This is a genomic window from Nocardia sp. NPDC049190, from assembly GCF_040648115.1.
Lineage (GTDB): Bacteria > Actinomycetota > Actinomycetes > Mycobacteriales > Mycobacteriaceae > Nocardia.
Genome location: NZ_JBEZDE010000002.1, coordinates 190,497 through 212,074, shown reverse-complemented (window position 1 = coordinate 212,074; position 21,578 = coordinate 190,497). Strand labels below are relative to the sequence as shown.

Sequence of the window (21,578 nt, the reverse complement as noted above, 5' to 3'; positions counted from 1 at the left end):
ATCCGGTCTGTGTGCTGACCTCCGGTAGTGATCTGGAGATCGACACCGCGCAGGTGCGGATCGATCTGCTCGACCTGAGCGGGCTGTCCGAGGCGTCGATCACGGACGCGGATCGCCGTGCGCCGCTGCGCGCGTCGAACACCGCGTATGTGATCTTCACCTCCGGCTCTACCGGCCGTCCGAAGGGTGTCGCGGTCTCGCATGCCGCGATCGTGAACCGCCTGGTCTGGATGCAGACCACCTACCAGCTGTCCGCGGACGACGTGGTGTTGCAGAAGACGCCTGCCACGTTCGACGTGTCGGTGTGGGAGTTCTTCTGGCCGTTGCAGGTCGGCGCGCGGCTGGTGGTCGCCAAGCCGGACGGGCATCGCGACCCGGCCTATCTCGCCGAGATCATCAGTGCGGAGCGGGTGAGCGTCACCCACTTCGTGCCCTCCATGCTCGCGGTGTTCGTGAGTTCGATCGCGTCCGCGGGACCCGATGCGGCGGACGCGTCCGCGGCGCGCTGTGATGCGCTGCGGCTGGTGTTCGCCTCCGGTGAGGCGCTGCCGCCCAAGCCCGCGCACCGCCTGCGCGAGTTGACCGGTGCGGCGTTGCACAATCTGTACGGCCCGACCGAGGCGGCGGTGGACGTCACGTTCCACGAGGTGGCCGACACCGACACCGACACCGTGCCGATCGGCGCTCCGGTGTTCAACACGCAGGTGTACGTGTTGGATTCGCGGTTGCGCCCGGTGCCGGTGGGTGTCGCGGGTGAGCTGTATCTGGCCGGCGCCCAGCTCGCGCGCGGTTACGTCGCGCGGCCGGACCTGACCGGTGACCGGTTCGTCGCCAACCCGTACGGGTCGGCCGGGTCGCGGATGTACCGCACCGGCGACTTGGTGGCCTGGACCGAGAACGGTGAGTTGGAGTATCTGGGCCGCACCGACTTCCAGGTGAAACTGCGCGGTCTGCGCATCGAACTCGGTGAGATCGAGTCGGCACTGACCGGACTGGACGAGATCGCGCAGGCGGTCGTGGTGGTGCGCTCCGACGCACACACCGGTGACCAGCTCGTCGCGTACGTCATCCCCGCGCGCGATGCCGCGCAGCACACAGCGCGTGCTGCCGCGCAGCACACAGCGCCCGGCGCCGCGTTGGACACCGAGCTGGTTCGCGAGGACTTGGCGCGGCAGTTGCCCGCGTACATGGTGCCGTCGCTGGTGATCGTGCTCGACGAATTCCCGCTCAACGCCTCCGGCAAGCTGGACCGCAAGGCGCTGCCGGCCCCGGTCTTCGAGGCAGCGGTGTTCCGCGCCCCGACCACGCCGGTCGAGGAGATCGTCGCCACCACCTTCGCCGATGTACTCGGCTTGGAACGAGTCGGCTTGGACGACGACTTCTTCGCGCTCGGCGGCAACTCGCTCAGCGCCACCCAGGTGGCGGCCCGGCTCGCCGCCGCGCTGGACACCGACCTCGGCGTCCGTGAACTGTTCGAGGCCTCCACCGTGGTGGCGCTCGCGGCCCGCGCGGAGACCAGGGCGGGAGCCGGCGCGCGGGCGGCGCTGGCGCCGCAGCCGCGGCCCGAGCTGGTCCCGTTGTCGCTGGCTCAGCAGCGGATGTGGTTCCTCAACCGTTTCGACCCCGAGTCGGCGGTCGACAATATCCCGGCCGCGGTCCGGCTGTCCGGTCTGCTCGACCGGCAGGCACTGCAGATCGCGGTCGCCGATGTGCTGGCCAGGCACGAGTCCTTGCGGACCTTCTACCCCGAGGTGGACGGCGCCGCGTACCAGCGGACCGTACCCACCGCCAAGGTCATTCCGGACCTCTCGCCGATCGACGTCACCGAAGCCGAACTGCCCCAGCAGCTGTCGGAACTCGTGCTGACCGCGTTCGACGTGACCGTGCAGGTGCCGTTCCGCGCGCGGCTGTTCGAGATCAGCCCGACCGAGCACGTGCTCGCTCTCGTAGTGCATCACATCTCGGCCGACGGCTTCTCGATGGGCCCGCTCACCCGGGACGTGATGACCGCCTACGGCGCGCGCGTCGACGGCGGCGAGCCGGCCTGGCGGCCGTTGGAGGTCCAGTACGCCGACTTCGCGCTGTGGCAGCGCCAGGTGCTCGGCGCCGAGCACGATCCGAATTCGGTGATCTCCGAGCAGATCTCGTTCTGGTCGAACACGCTGCGCGGGCTGCCCGAGCAGTTGGATCTGCCTGCCGACCGGCCACGCCCCGCGGTCGCCACCGGGCGCGGCGCCACGCACACCTTCGATATCGACGCCGAAACCCATGGCAAGCTCACCGAACTCGCCCGGACCAGGGGCGCGACGCTGTTCATGGTCGCGCACACCGCCCTTGCCGTGCTCTTGTCCCGGTTGTCCGGCGAGGACGATATCGCCATCGGCACCCCGGTCGCCGGGCGCGGCGAACGCGCACTCGACGACCTGATCGGCATGTTCGTCAACACTCTGGTGTTGCGTACCCCGATCGAGGGCGACGCGACGTTCACCGATCTGCTGCGCACGGTCCGTGCCACCGACATCGCGGCATTCGGACACGCGGACCTGCCGTTCGAACGGCTGGTGGAGATTCTGAACCCGGCGCGTTCGCAGGCGCGCCATCCGCTGTTCCAGGTGATGCTGTCGTTCCAGAACCTCGGCCAGAGCAGCCTCGAACTGCCCGGGCTGACCGTCAGTGGCGTCGATCTACCGATCGACGTCGCCAAGTTCGATCTGCAACTGGTGCTCTCCGAGCGGGACGCCGCGGGAGCGCCCACCGGCGTCGGCGCGCCGGCCGGTGGCATCACCGCCGAGCTCATCTACGCCACCGACCTGTTCGACGCGGACACCATGGTCGAGTTCGGGCGACGGTTCGGTCGTCTGCTGAAGGCCGTTGCCGCCGAACCGGATCGGGCTATCGGTGACATCGCGCTGCTGGACGATCGGGAGACCGAGCGGGCGCTGCGCGAGTGGAACGACACCGCACACGCGTTCGCCTCTACCGGCACGCTGGTCGAGGAGTTCGCCGCGCAGGCCGAGGCCACGCCGGACGCGGTCGCGGTCGTCGACCCGGCGGCCGGAAGATCGCTGACGTATGCCGAATTCGCCGGTCGGGTGCGCATACTCGCCCGCCGCCTGATCGAGGCGGGTGTCGGCCCGGAGACGCTGGTCGCCCTCGGCATGCGCCGTTCGGTGGATCTGGTCGTCGCGGCCTACGCGGTGCACGCGGCCGGCGGTGGCTATGTGCCGCTGGACCTGGACCAGCCCGACGAGCGCGTGCAGTACGTGCTCGACTCGGCCGATCCGGTGTGCGTGCTGACCACCACGCGCGATGGGTTCGACGGTGCGGGCCGTGCCACGCTGACCGTGGACGAACTCGACCTGTCCGGGTACTCGGACGCGCCGATCGCCGACTCCGAGCGCATCGTGCCGTTGCGGCCGCGGCACCCGGCGTACGTGATATTCACCTCGGGCTCCACCGGACGCCCGAAGGGCGTCGCGGTGTCGCACGCCGCCGTGGTCAACCAGATCCGCTGGATCACCGGCGAGTACGGCATCGGCGTGGACGACATCGTGCTGTTCAAGACCCCCGCCACCTTCGACGTGTCGGTGTGGGAGTTGTTCGGGCCCATGACCACCGGTGGCCGGATCGTGGTGGCGAGCCCGGACGGGCACCGCGACCCGCAGTACCTCGCCGAGGTGATCGCGGCCGAGCGGGTCACCATGACCTCGTTCGTGCCGTCGATGTTGACCGTTTTCGCGGGGGCCATCGACCCTGCCGACGCGGATGCGCTCGCGTCGCTGCGGACGCTGTTCGTCGCGGGTGAGGCGTTCACCGCCGACGCGGTCGTCGCCATCCGCCGGGTGAGTTCCGCGGCGCTGTACAACCTGTACGGTCCCACCGAATTCACCGTGCACGCCACGCACGGGCCGGTGGCCGACCAGGTGGACGGCGCTGTGCCGATCGGCCTGCCGGTGTGGAACGCTCAGGCGTACGTGCTGGATGCGCGTCTACACCCGGTGCCGGCCGATGTCCAAGGCGAGCTGTACCTCGCCGGTGATCAGCTGGCCCGCGGCTACCTCGGCCGCGCCGACCTGACCGCGGACCGATTCGTCGCCAACCCGTTCGGCGCGCCGGGCGCCCGGATGTACCGCACCGGAGACCTGGTCACCAGGGACGACACCGGCGCCATCGCCTACCTCGGCCGCACCGACTTCCAGGTGAAGCTGCGCGGCCTGCGCATCGAACTCGGCGAGATCGAAACCGCGCTCACCGCACTCGATTCGGTCGCACAGTCGGTGGCGCTGGTGCGCTCCGACGCGCGCATCGGCGACCAGCTGGTCGCCTACGTGGTGCCGGCCGGCGGTGCGACGGTGGACATCGAACAGTTGCGGGCGCACCTGTCGGCGCAGTTGCCGTCGTACATGGTGCCCGCGGCCATCGTGGTGCTCGAGGCCATGCCGCTGAACGCCAATGGCAAGCTGGACCGGCGTGCGTTGCCCGAGCCCGTCTTCGAGGCACGGGAATTCCGTGCGCCGTCCACCCCGGTCGAGGAGATCGTGGCCGACACCTTCGCCGAGGTGCTCGGCGTGGTGGTCGCGGACGGCGAGCGCGCCGTCGGCCTCGACGACGACTTCTTCGATCTGGGCGGTAACTCGCTGATCGCCACCCAGGTGGTCGCTCGCCTCGGCGCCGCGCTGGACACCAGGATCCCGGTGCGGATGCTGTTCGAGGCGCCGACCGTCGCCGCGCTGGCCGCGCGAGTGGAGGCGAGCCAGGGCACCGGACGCCGCCGCGAACTGGTCGCTGGTCTGCGGCCGTCCCGGATTCCGTTGTCGCTGGCGCAGCAGCGGATGTGGTTCCTGAACCGGTTCGACAACCAGACCGCGGTGAACAACATTCCGCTCGCGGTCCGGCTCGCCGGATCCCTGGACACCGCGGCGCTGCGCCAGGCCGTCGCCGACGTCATCGACCGGCACGAGGTGCTGCGCACCGTCTACCCGGAGACTTCCGATGGTCACGGTGTGCAGGTCGTGCTGCCCGCCGGTCACAGCACGCTCGACCTGACCCCGATCGAGGTGTCCGAGGCCGAGATCCAGGGTCGGATCAGCGAGCTGGTGCTGACCGGCTTCGACGTCACCACCGAGGTTCCGGTGCGGGCCGAGTTGTTCCGGATCGCGGGCTCGATGGACGGTTCGCAGCCCGACACCCACGTGCTGGTGTTCGTGGTGCATCACATCTCCGGCGACGGATGGTCGGTGCGGCCGCTGGCACGCGACGTGATGGTGGCCTACTCGGCGCGCTCGCGCGGCGAGGCGCCCGCTTGGGCTCCGCTGCCGGTGCAATACGCCGACTATGCGCTGTGGCAGCGTGAGACGCTCGGCTCCGAGGATGACGCGTCCTCGCTGATCGCCCAACAGGTCGCGTTTTGGTCGCAGCACCTGGCCGGCCTACCCGATCAGCTCGATCTGCCGTCGGACCGTTCGCGTCCCGCGGTCGCGTCCAACCGCGGTAGCGTGTACGAGTTCTCGCTCGACGCGCACCTGCTGCGCGGCCTGAACGCACTGGCCCGCGCGAACGGGGCCAGCCTGTTCATGGTGGTGCACGCGGCCCTCGCGGCGCTGCTGGCCCGCCTGTCCGGCAGCGACGACATCGCGATCGGCACCGCCGTCGCGGGCCGCGGCGAGGCCGTGCTCGACGACGCCATCGGCATGTTCGTCAATACGCTCGTGCTGCGCAGCGCGATCGACCCGGCCGAACCGTTCACCGAACTCCTCCAGCGCACCAAAGACACCGACCTCGCGGCGTTCGGGCACGCGGACCTGCCGTTCGAGCGGCTGGTGGAGATCCTGAACCCGGCGCGTTCGCAGGCGCGGCATCCGCTGTTCCAGGTGATGCTGTCGTTCCAGAACACCGGAGAGGCATCGTTCGAGCTGCCCGGGCTCGAGGTGGCCGGTGTGCCGTTGGACGTGGTGACCGCCAAGTTCGATCTGCACCTGAACCTCGCCGACCGGTTCGGCGCCGACGGCGCCGCGGACGGGATGACCGCCGAATTCGCCTACGCGACCGATATGTTCGACCAGCGCACCATCGCGGGCGTCGCGCGTCGACTGGTGCGGATGCTGACCGCTGTGGTCGCGGACGCGTCGGTGACCGTCGGTGACGTCGAGTTGCTCGACGCCGTCGAGCGCACCGAGGTCGTCGAGCGGTGGAATGCCACCGCACATGTCGTGGACCGGAACGCCACCTTGGTGTCGCTGTTCACCGCGCAGGCCGAGCGGACGCCGGACGCGATCGCGGTGACGTTCGAGGGGACGAGTCTGTCCTACGCCGAGTTCGCCGCGCGGGTGCACCGCCTTGCCCGTCACCTGATCTCGTCGGGTGTCGGACCGGACGCGATGGTCGCGCTCGGCATGCGCCGCTCGATCGACCTGGTGGTCGGTATGTACGCGGTCGGCGTCGCCGGTGCCGCCTATGTGCCGCTGGACCCGGACCATCCCGCCGACCGCACCCACTACGTGCTCGACACGGCGAATCCGGTGTGTGTACTGACCACCTCGGCCGAGGAGTTCGACGCGGGAACCACCCCTGTGATCGAGATCGACCGGGTGTCGCTCGCGGACTACGCGGACACGCCGGTCACGGATGCGGAGCGTCTGGCGCCGCTGCGTCCGGCCAACACGGCGTATGTGATCTTCACCTCCGGTTCGACCGGTCGTCCGAAGGGTGTGGCGGTCTCGCATGCCGCGATCGTGAACCGTTTGGTGTGGATGCAGGCCGAGTACGGCCTCGACGGCACCGATGTGGTGTTGCAGAAGACGCCGGCGACGTTCGACGTGTCGGTGTGGGAGTTCTTCTGGCCCTTGCAGGTCGGTGCGCGCTTGGTGGTCGCGAAACCGGACGGGCACCGTGACCCGGGTTACCTGGTACAGGTGATCACCGGTGAGCAGGTGACCACGGCGCATTTCGTGCCGTCGATGCTGTCGGTGTTCGTGAGTTCGTTGGCGGAGTCCGCGGGTCGGTCCGTGGCCACGCAGGCCGACGCCGGAACCGTCGGTTCTGCGGTGGCTGACGAGGCTTCGGCCGAATGTGCCGGTCTGCGGAATGTTTTCGCGTCCGGTGAGGCGTTGCCCGCTGCTACGGCGCAGCAGTTGCGCGAGTTGACCGGTGCGCGTCTGCACAACCTGTATGGTCCGACCGAGGCTGCGGTCGATGTCACATATCACGAGGTGACCGAGGCCGACACGGTGTCGGTGCCGATCGGTGCTCCGGTGTTCAACACACAGGTGTACGTGCTGGATTCGCGCCTGAATCCGGTGCCGGTGGGTGTCGCGGGCGAACTGTACCTGGCGGGCGTGCAACTGGCCCGTGGCTATGTCGCGCGTCCAGAGCTCACCGCGGACCGGTTCGTGGCCGACCCGTTCGGCCCGGACGGCGCCCGGATGTACCGCACCGGTGACCTGGTGGCCTGGACGGCCGGTGGTGAGCTGGAGTATCTGGGTCGTACCGATTTCCAGGTGAAGTTGCGTGGTCTGCGGATCGAGTTGGGTGAGATCGAGTCGGCGCTGACGGCGTTGGAGTCCATCGCGCAGGCGGTCGTGGTGGTGCGTTCGGATGATCGGCTCGGCGACCAGCTGGTCGCGTATGTGATCGCGACCGCGGGCCGTTCGGTGGACATCGACGGCGTGCGCGCGGAACTCGGCGGCGAACTGCCCGCGTACATGGTGCCCTCGGCGTTCGTGGTGCTCGATGAGTTCCCGTTGAATGCTTCCGGCAAGTTGGATCGCAAGGCGCTGCCGGCGCCGGTGTTCGAGGCCAAGGTGTTCCGAGCGCCGTCCACCCCGATCGAGGAGATCGTGGCGGGCACTTTCGCCGACGTGCTCGGCGTCGCCAGGGTCGGCCTGGACGACGACTTCTTCGAACTGGGCGGCAATTCGCTGCTGGCCACCCAGGTGACCGCGCGGCTCGGCGCCGCGCTGGACACCCGGCTGGCGGTCCGTGACCTGTTCGAGGCGTCGTCGGTGCTCGCGCTGGCCGCCCGGGTCGAGCGCAACGCCGGATCCGGGCGCGACCGGCCGAAGTTGGAGGTGGTCGAGCGCCCGGCGCGGATTCCGCTCTCGCCCGCGCAGCAGCGGTACTGGTTCCTCAATCAGTTCGACACGGCTACCTCGGCGGTGGACAACATTCCGCTGGCGGTACGGCTGTCCGGCACGCTCGACGTGGCCGCGCTGGCACAGGCCATCGGTGACGTGTTCGCCCGGCACGAGGTGCTGCGCACCACCTACCCGCGCTCGGCGGAGGGGCCGCACCAGGTGATCCGCCCCGCGGCGCAGTCCGCGGCGGCGCTCACTCCGATCGATGTCGCCGAGGAGGACCTGCTCGGCAGCGTCATCGCGTTCGCGCTCACCACCTTCGACGTCACCGTCGAGGTGCCCTTGTCGGTGGCGCTGTTCCGGATCGCGGCCCATGATCACGTGCTGGCGTTCACCGTGCACCACGTCGCGGCCGACGGCTCGTCGATGGGTCCGCTGGCCCGGGACGTGATGGCCGCGTATGTCGCTCGCGTACAGGGTGAGACGCCACAGTGGCAGCCACTGCCGGTGCAGTACGCCGATTACGCGCTGTGGCAGCGCGCGGTGCTCGGGTCCGAGAGCGATCCGGAGTCGCTGGCCGCACGGCAGGTGGCGTACTGGACGACGGCGTTGGCGGAACTGCCCGACCAGCTGGAGTTGCCCGCGGACCGCCCGCGCCCGCCCGCGCAGTCGTTCCAGGGCAAGGCGATTCGCTTCGAGATCGACCCGCAGCGCCACGCTCGTCTGCACGAGCTGGCCCGCGCGCACAACGCGTCGCTGTTCATGGTGGTGCACGCGGCGCTCGCGGTGCTGCTGGCCCGCTTGTCCGGCACCGACGACATCGCGGTCGGCACCCCGATCGCGGGCCGCGGCGAACGCGAACTCGACGACCTGATCGGTATGTTCGTCAACACTCTGGTGTTCCGCACCCGGGTGGCGCCCGCCGACCGATTCGCCGATCTGCTCGGTGACGTGAAGGATCGCGACCTCGAGGCGTTCGCCAACGCGGACGTGCCGTTCGAGCGCCTGGTCGAGGTACTCAACCCGGTGCGCTCGACCGCACGCAACCCGCTGTTCCAGGTCGGCCTGTCGTTCCAGAACCTGGCCGAGACCACCTTCGAGCTGCCCGGGCTCTCGGTGAGCGCGGTCAACTTCGACTCGCAGCTGGCCAAGACCGATCTGCACGTCACGCTGTACGACCGGTACTGCGAGGACGGCACCCCCGCCGAGATCATCACCGAATTCGGCTACGCCACCGACCTGTTCGACGAGGCCACGGTGCAGGGCTTCGCCGACCGGTTCGTGCGGGTGCTCGACGCCGTCGTCGCCGACGCCACGGTGCAGGTCGGCGAGATAGATCTGCTCGCGCCAGAGGAGAGCGACCGCATCCTCACGGCGTGGAACGACACCGAATATGATCTCGACGCTCTGCTCGCGGCGCGTTCGGCGGGCTCCACGGGCACCGCGACGTTGGCGTCGCTGCTGGATGCCTCGGTGGCCGCGACACCGCACGCGGTGGCGTTGGTCGCCGACGAGCCGACCGGGCAGCGGGAGTTGACCTACGTCGAGCTGGACGCTCAGGTGAACCGCCTGGCCCGCTACCTGATCGAACGCGGGGTCGGCCCGGAGGACCGGGTCGCGCTGGCGATCCGTCGCTCCACCGACCTGGTGATCGCGATGTACGCGGTCGCGAAATCCGGTGCGGCGTATGTGCCGATCGATCCCGACCAGCCCGCCGAGCGGACCGACTACATCCTGGCCACCGCCGCACCGGCGTGCGTGCTGACCATGGGACGGGACGGGTTCCGTACCGCGGCCGCCGCGATCGCGCAGATCGACACGCTCGACCTCGCCGCGTACCCCGACGGCCCGGTGACCGCGGACGAACGTCACGCCGCGCTGCTGCCCGCGCACACCGCGTACGTGATCTTCACGTCCGGTTCGACCGGTCAGCCCAAGGGCGTCGCGGTGCCCCATGCGGCGATCGTCAACCAGTTGCAGTGGGAGACCGCGACCTTCGGGCTCGGCACGGACGACGCGATTCTGCTGAAGACCGCGGCGACGTTCGACCTGTCGGTGTGGGAGTTCTGGTCGGCCGCGGTCTCCGGTGGCCGCCTGGTGATCTCGGCGGCCGATGGGCACCGCGATCCGGCCTATCTGAACGACCTCATGCACACGACCGGCGTCACCACGCTGCATGTGGTGCCGTCCATGCTGGATGCGTTGCTCACCGAATCCGACGCTCGCCTGGCGACCTCGCTGCGACGGGTACTGGCGATCGGTGAGGCGCTGCCCGCCGCGACCGCGCAGCGGTTCCGGCGTGCCAACGCCGCCGCGCTGCACAACCTGTACGGTCCGACCGAGGCGGCGGTGTCGGTCACCAGTCACCTGGTCACCGATGCCGACGAGGCATCGGTCTCGATCGGCGCTCCGGAGTGGAACAGCCGGGTCTACGTGCTGGACGCGCGGCTGCGGCCGGTGCCGGTCGGCGTCTCGGGCGAGCTGTACCTGGCGGGTGCGCAGGTGGCGCGCGGGTACTTCGGTCGCCCGGAGCTGACCGCGGACCGATTCGTCGCCGATCCGTTCGGTGCGTCCGGCACGCGCATGTATCGCACCGGCGACCTGGTGGCCTGGAACGCCACCGGCGAGCTGGACTACCGCGGCCGCACCGATTTCCAGGTGAAGATCCGCGGTTTCCGCATCGAGCTCGGCGAGATCGAGGCCGCGTTGCTGCGGCAGACCACGGTGAGTGCGGCAGCCGTCGTCGCGCACAACGATCCGAGCACCGGCGATCGTCTGGTCGCCTACGTGGTGACACGGACGCCCGGTGAGATCGATAAGCGCGGGCTGCAATCGGCGCTGTCGTCCGAACTGCCGTCGTACATGGTGCCGTCGGTACTGATCCAGCTGGACGCGCTGCCACTCAACGCCAACGGCAAATTGGACCGTAAGGCGCTGCCGCAACCCACCTTCGAGAAGGCGGTGTTCCGTGCGCCGGTCACGCCGATCGAGCAGATCGTGGCGAACATCTTCGCCGAGGTGCTGCGGATCGGGGACCGGGAGGGCGGCGAGTCGAAGCGACTCGGGCTCGACGACGACTTCTTCGGGTGGGGCGGCAACTCGCTGCTGGCCACCCAGGTCGCGGCCCGGCTCGGCGAGGCGTTGAACACGCGGGTGCCGGTGCGGCTGCTGTTCGACGCGTCCACTGTTGCGGCGCTGGCGGTGCGGGTCGAGCAGCACGCCGATATGGGTGGGCGTCGCGCGCTCACCGCGGGCCCACGGCCGGAGCGGATTCCGCTGTCACTGGCGCAGCAGCGCATGTGGTTCCTCAACCGGTTCGACACCCAGTCGGCGGCCTACAACGTGCCGATCGCGGTGCGCCTGACCGGCGCGCTGGACGTGGCCGCGCTGCGGGCCGCGATCGCGGACCTGGTGACCAGGCACGAGATCCTGCGCACCATCTACCCGCAGACCGATTCGGGTCCGGTGCAGGTCATCCTGCCGCCCGCGCAGGCCGTGCCGCGGCTGGACGTGCGGGTGGTCGCGCCCGCGGACATCGAATCCGCCGTGGTGGCGCTGACGTCCACGATCTTCGACGTCACCACCGAGGTGCCGGTGCAGGTCGCGCTGTTCCAGATCGCCGCGGACGCGACAGTCCCGACCGCGGGCGATTCGGTGGAGTACGTCCTGGCTATGGTCGTGCACCACATTTCTGGTGACGGTTCCTCGGTCGGCCCGCTGACCAGGGACTTGATGATCGCTTACGCCGCGCGTTCGGTCGGCGAGGCGCCGAACTGGGCGCCACTGGAGGTCCAGTACGCCGACTACAGCATTTGGCAGCGCGAACTGCTCGGCAGCGAGGATGATCCGGACTCGGTGGCCGCCAAGCAGGTCGCCTACTGGAGACAGGCCCTCGCCGACCTACCCGACCAGCTGGACCTGCCCGCGGACCGGCCGCGGCCCGCGGTGCAGTCGTTCGCCGGTGGCAAGGTCGAACTGCGGGTCGACGCGCAGACCCATCAGGCCCTGATCGAGTTGGCCCGCGCGGAGGGCGCGACGCTGTTCATGGTCGTGCACACCGCGCTCGCGGTCCTGTTGTCTCGTTTGTCCGGTACCGCGGATATCGCGATCGGTACGCCGATGGCCGGCCGCGGCGAAGCCGCGTTGGACGACCTGATCGGCATGTTCGTCAATACGTTGGTGTTCCGCACCCGGGTCGAGGCGGGCGAGGCGTTCACCGAGCTGTTGGCTCGTCAGCGCGAAACCGATATTCAGGCGTTCGCCAACGCGGATGTACCGTTCGAGCGGCTGGTCGAGGTGCTCAACCCGGTCCGTTCGACCGCGCGGCATCCGCTGTTCCAGGTGGGTCTGTCGTTCCAGAACCTGGCACAGGCCACGCTGGAACTGTCCGGCCTGACCGTGGCGGGCCTGGACATCGACACCGAGCTGTCCCAGTTCGATCTGCACCTGATCGCCACCGACCGCTACGACGACACCGGTGCGCCCGAGGGCATCTCCGGGTTCTTCACCTACGCGACCGACCTGTTCGATCACGACACGGTGCGTGGCTTCGTCGACCGGTTCGCGCGTTTGCTCGGCGAGATCATCGCCGCGCCGCGCATTCCGGTCGGTGACATCGAACTGCTCGACGCCGCCGAGCGGACCCGCCTGCTCACCGCGCGCAACGCGACCGAGCGGCCGGTGGATACGTCCGCCACGCTGGTGTCGCTGCTGGACGCCACGGTGGCGGCCGGCCCGAAGGAAGTCGCGCTCGTTACCGATGACGGTGCGTCGATCACCTACGGTGCGCTCGATGTGCGGGTGAATCGCCTGGCACGGCACCTGATTTCGTTGGGTGTCGGTCCGGAGTCGCGGGTCGCGCTGGCGTTGCGTCGTTCGGTGGATCTGATCGTGGCGATGTATGCGGTGGCGAAGTCCGGTGGTGCGTATGTGCCGGTGGATCCGGAGCAGGCTGCCGAGCGTACGAACTACATCTTGGCGACGGCGGCGCCGGTGTGTGTGCTGACCGATGCCGACGCCGAGTTCGAGACCGATATCGCGCCGGTGGTGCGCATTGACGAACTCGATTTGTCGGGTGTGGACGCCGCGCCGGTCACCGACGACGACCGGGTCGGACCGTTGCGTCCGGAGAACACGGCATATGTGATCTTCACGTCGGGCTCGACCGGCCGTCCGAAGGGCGTGGCAGTGCCGCATGGCGCTATCGCGAATCAGTTGCAGTGGAAGAACATCGAGTTCGGTCTGGACGCCGCGGATGCGGTCCTGCTGAAAACGGCGGCGACGTTCGACCTCTCGGTGTGGGAGTTCTGGTCGGCCGCGGTGTGCGGTGGCCGTCTGGTCATCGCTTCGCCCGACGGTCATCGGGATCCGACGTACCTGAACGAACTCATGGCACGCGAGTGGGTGACCACGCTGCATGTGGTGCCGTCGATGCTGGATGCGCTGTTGACCGCCGGGCTGCCGAATTCGCTGTGGCGGGTGCTGGCGATCGGTGAAGCCCTTCCGGGGGCGCTGGCGCAGCGGTTCTCGCGGCAGAATCCGCGCACCGAACTGTTCAACCTCTACGGTCCGACCGAGGCGGCGGTGTCGGTCACCAGCCACCGCGTCACCCTCGCCGACGAGACCGCCGTGTCGATCGGTGCGCCCGAATGGAACAGCCGGGTCTACGTCCTCGACTCCCGGCTGCGGCCGGTGCCGGACGGCGTTTCCGGTGAGCTGTACCTCGCCGGTGCGCAGTTGGCGCGTGGCTACTTCGGCCGCGCGGACCTGACCGCGGATCGTTTCGTGGCCAACCCGTTCGGGCCGGGTACCCGGCTGTATCGCACGGGTGACTTGGTCGCATGGACCAGCGCGGGTGAACTCGAGTACCGAGGCCGCACGGACTTCCAGGTGAAGATCCGTGGTTTCCGTATCGAACTCGGTGAGATCGAAGCCGCGCTGCTGGCTAGGCCGGAGATCGCGCGGACCGCGGTGATCGCGAAGTCCGATCCGAAGACCGGTGACCGGTTGGTGGCCTACCTCGTGCCCGTCGACGCCGCGGCCGGCGTCGACGTTGCGCAGGTGAAGTCGGCGCTGGCGGCAGGCTTGCCGTCGTATATGGTGCCGTCGGCGTTCGTGGTGTTGGATGCTTTGCCGTTGAATGTGAACGGCAAGTTGGATCGGAAGGCGTTGCCGGAGCCGGAGTTCGAGGTTCAGGTCTTCCGGGCGCCGTCGACACCGATCGAGGAGATCGTGGCATCGGTGTTCGCCGAGGTGCTGGGTGTCGAGCGGGTGGGTGCGGACGACGATTTCTTCGCCCTGGGCGGTAATTCGCTGTTGGCGACGCAGGTCGCGGCGCGGATCGGCGCGGCGCTGGACGCGCGGGTTCCGGTGCGGGTGCTGTTCGAAGCCGCCACGGTGGCCGGGTTGGCCGCGAAGGTCGAGCAACACGCGGGCGCTGGGGGTCGTCGTGCGCTGGTGGCCGGCCCGCGTCCGGAACGGATTCCGCTGTCGTTGGCGCAGCAGCGCATGTGGTTCCTCAACCAGTTCGACACTGCCTCGGCGGTCAACAATATCCCTGTCGCGATTCGGCTGACCGGCGATCTGGACGTCGACGCGCTGCAATCGGCGGTCGGGGACGTGGTCAGCAGGCACGAGACGCTGCGCACCCGCTACCCCGAAGAGGGCGGTGCGGCGCACCAGGTGATCGTGCCGGTCGCGCGGGCCGTACCGGACCTGACGCCGGAGGCGGTCGCCGCCGCGGACATCCGGCAGCGGATCATCGAAATCGTCTCCGCCGGCTTCGACGTGACCACCGAAATTCCGTTGCGCGCCAAGCTGTTCCACGTCATGGCCGGGGGTGCGGCGGAAGCCGCGACTGCCGATGGAGCGGGAGCCGACACCGAATACGTCCTGGTGTTCGTCGCGCACCACATCAGCGCCGACGGCTGGTCGATGGGCCCGCTGACCCGCGATGTGATGCTGGCCTACGCGGCCCGCTCGGCCGGGGTGGAACCGGGCTGGGCGCCGTTGCCGGTGCAGTACGCCGACTTCAGCCTCTGGCAGCGCGACGTGCTCGGCGCCGAGACCGATCCGGACAGCCTGATCTCGCAGCAGGCGGACTACTGGCGCGCCGCGCTGGCCGGTCTGCCGGACGAACTCAACCTGCCCGCCGACCGGGCGCGTCCGACGACGCAGTCGTTCGCCGGTGGACGTGTGGTGTTCCCGATCGACGGCGAGTTGCACCGGGCGCTCACCGAGATCGCCAAGGAGCAGCACGCGACGCTGTTCATGGTGGTGCACGCCGCGCTCGCGCTGTTCCTCGCGCGGATGTCCGGCACCGACGACATCGCGATCGGCACCCCGGTGGCCGGTCGCGGCGAAGCCGAGCTCGACGACGTGATCGGCATGTTCGTCAACACGCTCGTGCTGCGCTCGCAGGTGGACGGCGACCTGACGTTCGGGCAGTTCCTCGCCCGCACCAAGGACGCCGATCTGCAGGCGTTCGCGCACGCGGATCTGCCGTTCGAGCGGCTGGTGGAACTGCTCAACCCGGAGCGCTCCACCGCGCGCCACCCACTGTTCCAGGTGGCGTTGTCGTTCGAGAACCTGCCGGAGAGCAGCTTCGAGCTGCCCGGACTGCACGTCGGTGCGGTGGATTTCGACGTCGACATCGCGAAGTTCGATCTGTCTTTAACCATTCGCGAGGCAGGGACCATTCGCGAGGCAGGGACCATTCGCGAGGCGGGGACCATCCGGGAGGCGGGGGAGAACCCGGACGACGCGGGCATGTACGCGGAGTTCTCCTTCGCGCGTGACCTGTTCGACGACGACACCGTGCGGGTGTTCGCCGAGCGGTTCACCAGGCTGCTCACCGCGATCGCCACCGACCGGCAGACCCCGATCGGTGATCTGCCACTGCTGGACGCCTCCGAGCAGCACCTGCTCACGCACGTGTACGGCGAGGACGTCATGGCCACCGGCCTGCTGCCGGACCTGCTCACGCGCGGCGTGCAGCAGAACCCGGAGCAGATCGCGGTCCGCTACCAGGGCAGATCGATCACCTACCGCGAACTCGACGAGTACTCCTCACGCCTGGCGCGCGTGCTCATCGCGCGCGGTGTCGGACCGGAACGCATTGTGGCGCTGTCGTTCCCGCGCTCGTATGAGATGGTCGCGGCGTTCTGGGCGGTGGCCAAGGCCGGTGGCGCGCATGTGCCGATCGACCCGACCTACCCCGAAGACCGCATGCGGCACATGGTCAACGACTCCGGCGCGGTCCTCGGCATCACCGCGAGCGAGTACGTGGACCGACTGCCGCGCGATGTCGAGTGGCTGCGGATGGACGATCCGGAGTTCGGCGAGCTGGTCGAGAGCCGGTCGGCCGAGCCCGTGACGGACGCGGACCGGATTTCCGCGCTCGCCATGCGGCACCCGGTGTATGTCATCTACACCTCGGGTTCGACCGGTATGCCCAAGGGCGTCACCGTGACCCACGCGGGTATGGGCGGACTGGTCGGCGTTGCGACCGATCTGTACCAACTCGAGTCGCATCACCGGTTCCTGCACATCTGTTCGCCGAGCTTCGACCCGTCGGTGCTCGAATGGCTGTGCGCCGCCTACATCGGCGCCACGCTGGTGATCGTGCCGTCGACCATCATCGGTGGTCCGGATCTGGCCGAGCTGCTGCGCACCGAGCGGGTGACCCACACGATCATCACCCCCGCGGTGCTGGGCACCGTCGATCCCGAGGGGATGGCGGCGCTCGAGGTCGCGTCGGTCGGCGGTGACGTCACCACGCCGGAACTGCTGGCCAAATGGTGGCCGGGCCGCAAGTACTTCAACGCCTACGGCCCGACCGAGACGACGATCATCTCGTCGTACGCCGCGCTCACCCCCGGGCGACACATCACCATCGGACGTCCGGTGCGTGGCATGTCGGCCCTGGTGCTGGACAACCGGCTCAACCCGGTGCCACCGGGTGTCGCGGGCGAGCTGTACCTGGCCGGCGGCGCGCTGGCGCGCGGCTACCACAACCGCTCCGACCTCACCGCGGAACGGTTCGTGCCCAACCCGTGGAGCACCGAGGGTGCGCGGATGTACCGCACCGGTGACGTGGTGCGCTGGTTCGCCGAACCCGGTGAGCGGGAGGGCAACGCCGCGGTGGCGTCGGTGCGGTGGGAGCTGGACTACGTCGGCCGCTCGGACTTCCAGGTGAAGATCCGCGGCTTCCGGATCGAACTGGGCGAGATCGATACGGTGTTCGGCCGGCACGAGGACGTCGAGTACGCGATCACGCTCGGCCGCCAGACTTCGGCCGGCGCGACGATTCTCGTCACCTACGTGCTGGCCGCGCCGGGTCGTGAGATCGACACGACCCGGCTCACCGAGTACGCGTCGCGCAGCCTCCCGCCGCACATGGTGCCCACGGCCATCGTGGTGCTCGACGAGATCCCGCTGACCCCGGTCGGCAAGCTGGACCGCAAGGCGCTGCCCGAGCCGGAGCTGGCCCCGCGCGAGTTCCGCGCGCCCGCCAACGACGTCGAGGCGGTCATCGCCGAGGTGTTCGCCGAGGTACTCGGGGTCGAGCAGATCGGTTTGGACGACTCGTTCTTCGGGCTCGGTGGCGACAGCATCCTGTCCATCCAGCTGGTCTCGCGGGCCAAGGCGCGTGGCGTGGTGTTCACCCCGCGCGACGTGTTCGAGCGGCGCAGTGTCGCCTCGCTCGCCGAGATAGCCGTGCTCGGCGCGGGCGCCGAGCAGGTGAAACTGGAAGAACTGCCGGGCGGCGGTGTCGGCGAGATCCCGCTGACGCCGATCATGGCGCAGATCCTCGCGAGTGGCTCGTCCTACCAGCGGTTCTCGCAGACCATGGCGCTGCGGCTGCCCGACGGTATCGACCGGGAGACTCTGGTCGGCACCGTCGCGGCCGTGTTCGACCACCACGACGTGCTCCGGTCGCGCCTGCGCCGGGTCGGCGCCGACTGGCGGTTCGAGGCATTGCCCAGCGGTGCGGTAGACGTCGATGCCCTGGTGCATCGGGTCGACCTGCCCGCCGATGTCGACGACGCCGAGCTGGCCAGGGTCGGTACCGAGGCGTTGGACGCGGCGCTGGGCAGGCTCGATCCGGCGCAGGCGGCGATGGCCCAGTTCGTCTGGTTCGCATTCGGCGCGGACGCGACCGGCCGGGCGGGAGACGACACGGCAGCGGGTGAACCCGACGGCACGCGGCGCGATGTGCTGCTGATCGTCGCGCATCACTTCGTCGTCGACGGTGTGTCCTGGCGCATCCTGATCCCGGACTTCGCGGTCGCCTGGTCGCAGTTGGTCGCCGGTCAGCCGGTGACTCTGCCCGGCAACGGCACCTCGATGCGGCGCTGGGCGCACAGCCTGGTCGAGGCCGCGCGCGCACCGGAACGGGCCGCGGAATTGCCGTTCTGGCAGCAGGTTTCGGCAACACCGGATCCGCTGATCGGCACACGCGCGTTCGACCCGAAGCGCGACACGTTCGCGACCGTCGAACGGGTCGAGGTCACGCTGTCCGCCGAGGTCACCGACGCGGTGCTCACCGCGATCCCCGGCCTCTACCGCGGCGGCGTGAACGACGGGCTGCTGTCGGCGCTGGCCATGGCGGTCGCCCGCTGGCGCGGCGACGGTTCGGGCGACGACGCGGCGGCAGCGCGTACGACCACGCGAGCGATCGCGGACGCCGCCCTCGGACACCGTGCGGCCCTGGTCAAGCTGGAGGGTCACGGTCGCGAAGAGGACGTCGTCCCCGGTGCGGATCTTTCCCGCACCGTCGGCTGGTTCACCACGGCCTACCCGGTCCGGCTCGACCTGGCCGGCGCCGATCTCACCGACGCCTTCGCCGGTGGCGCCGCGGTGGGTGAGATCGTGAAGTCGATCAAGGAGCAGTTGCTCGCGGTCCCGGACAAGGGCCTCGGCTACGGCCTGCTGCGTCATCTGAATCCGGAGACCGCGGCGAGCCTGGGCAGCGGCACGTCGGGATCCGACACCGCGCAGATCAGCTTCAACTACCTCGGGCGGATGTCGGCAGGGGAGATCCCCGAACAGCTCGCCGAGATCGGTTGGGTACCGGTGGCCGACCTCGGTCAGTTGGATGTCGACATGGACCTCGACATGCCCGCCAACGCGACGATCGACATCAACGCGATCGTCACCGACGGTGTGGACGGACCGCAGCTAGGGGCGGCGTTCGCCTTCCCGACCGGATTGATCGGCGCGCAACGGGTGCGGGAGTTCGCCGACCTGTGGGTCGAGGCACTCACCGCGCTGGCCACGCATGCGCGGCGGTCGGACGCGGGCGGCTTCACGCCGTCGGACATGCCGCTGGTCCGGGTCGGCCAGACCGACATCGAACTGTGGGAGCGCAACTACCCGGCGCTGGCCGAAGTGTGGCCGCTCTCGCCGCTGCAGTCCGGTCTGCTGTTCCACGCGCTGATGACGCAGTCCACCGTGGACGTGTACACCATGCAGGCCGTGGTGGACCTGGGCGGTGCGCTGGACGTGGCACGCCTGCGCACGGCCGCGCAGGGCATCGTCGACCGGTATCCGAACCTGCGCACCGCGTTCGTCACCGACTCCGACGGACAGGCCGTCCAGGTCGTGTTGGATCGGGTCGAAGCGCCGTGGCGCGAGGTGGATCTCACCGGCCTGCCCGCCGATCAGCGGACCGCGGAACTGCGCGAGCAGATCGCGGCCGACCGGGCGACGCACTTCGACATGTCCATTCCGCCGCTGCTGCGGTTCACGCTGTTCCGCAGCGACGAGGCGCAATGGCACCTGGCCATCACCACCCACCACATCCTGTTGGACGGCTGGTCGATGCCGCTGCTCATGCGGGACCTGCTGGTGCTCTACGCGGTTCGCGGCGATCAGACGGCGCTGCCGCGGGTGGCCTCCTACCGCAACTTCCTCGGCTGGCTGGCCGGGCGCGACCGGAATGCTTCGCTGCGCGCCTGGGCCTCGGCGCTGGACGGTGTCACCGAGCCGACGCAGCTCGCGCCGCAGCCACGCGCCGCGGAGACCTACGAGATCGGCACGTTGACCGCCGAGATCGACGCCGACCGCACCCGTCAGCTCACCAAGCACGTCGCCGAACTCGGTGTCACGGTGAACACGCTGGTGCAGGCGGCGTGGGGCATCCTGCTCGGACGGCTCACCGGCCGCGGCGACGTGGTGTTCGGCGCGACGGTCTCGGGTCGTCCGGCCGAGTTGTCCGGTGTCGAGTCGATGGTGGGTCTGTTCATCAACACGCTGCCGGTGCGGCTGCGGATCGACGATCGCGAGACAGTCGGCAAGCTGCTGGAGCGGTTGCAGCACGATCAGGCCGACCTGCTCGAGCACCACTATGTGGGTCTCACCGACATTCAACGGGTGTCCGGCACCGGGTCGCTGTTCGACACCCTGCTGGTGTTCGAGTCGTATCCGATGGACAAGGACGCGATTTCGGCGGCCAGCTCGATCGACGGAATGTCGGTCACCGGTGTCGGCGTCAACGACGCGACGCATTACCCGATGACGCTGCTGGTGATCGCGGAGTCCACCGTCGAGCTGACCCTGAAGTACCTGGGCAGCCGGTTCACCGGCGACGAGGTCGCGACCCTGTCCGCGCGCCTGGTTCGGGTGGTGGAAGCGCTGATCGGCGATCCGGACGCACTGGTTGGCGACATCGATATTCTCGATGCGAACGAGCGGGCCCAGCTGCTGGTCGAATCCGGTATCGCGGCGTCGGCGTCGGCGCCGGACCCGGTCGGCCGGGTCGGTGCGCGCACGGTGGCCAAGGTGCTCGCCGAAGTCGTCGAAGAGGACCCGGCGGCGCCCGCGCTGCTGGCCGACCGCGACGAGATCGCCTACCAGGTGCTGGATCGGCGATCCTCGCAGCTGGCCAGGGTACTCATCGATCAGGGTGCGGGACCGGGCGATGTCGTCGCCGTGGCACTGCCGCGCTCGGTGGACGCGGTGGTCGCGGTGTGGGCGGTGCAGAAGGCCGGTGCGGCTTGCTTGTTCGCGGGCGGGCTGTCGACGGACGATTTGACCGCGGCGGGCGTCGGGTTCGGGATCACCCTGGCGCCGGTGGCCGACAGCGAGATTCGCTGGGTGGCGCTCGACGGACCGCAGGTGAAGCAGGATCTCGCCACGGCGCCGTCGCATCCGGTGTCCTACTCCGATCGGGTGCGCCCGCTCGGCGAAGAACACCCGGCATTCGTCATCGCCACGCAGGGCGAGGTCGTCGCGATCACCCAGTCCGAGGCGTTGGCTCGAGCCGAACAGGTGCGCGAGGAATACGAGATCGACTACGAGTCGACCACGTTCACCGTCGCCGCGTCCGGTCGAGCCGCCGTCCTGGAGTTCCTGGCTTCGGCCACCGCGGGCGCTCTTTCGGTCCTGCCCGGCGGCGATCTCGCCGACGACTTGGCCGACGGCGAGGTCACCCACTGGTTCCTCACCCCGGGCGACTCGACGGAGGCGGCCGACGCCGAGGTCAGGATCGTGATCGCCGAGTAG

Annotated in this window: 1 protein-coding gene (only partly in view); it reads left to right on the top strand. The window is 69.3% G+C overall.

Annotated elements, in window-relative coordinates; genetic code table 11:
* Positions 1-21,578, top strand: partial view of a non-ribosomal peptide synthase/polyketide synthase gene (locus AB0B25_RS02915; protein WP_357173767.1) — the final stretch only. 22,762 nt of this gene lie to the left of the window's left edge; only the last 21,578 of its 44,340 coding nucleotides appear in the window; the start codon falls outside the window, past its left edge; its stop codon occupies positions 21,576-21,578.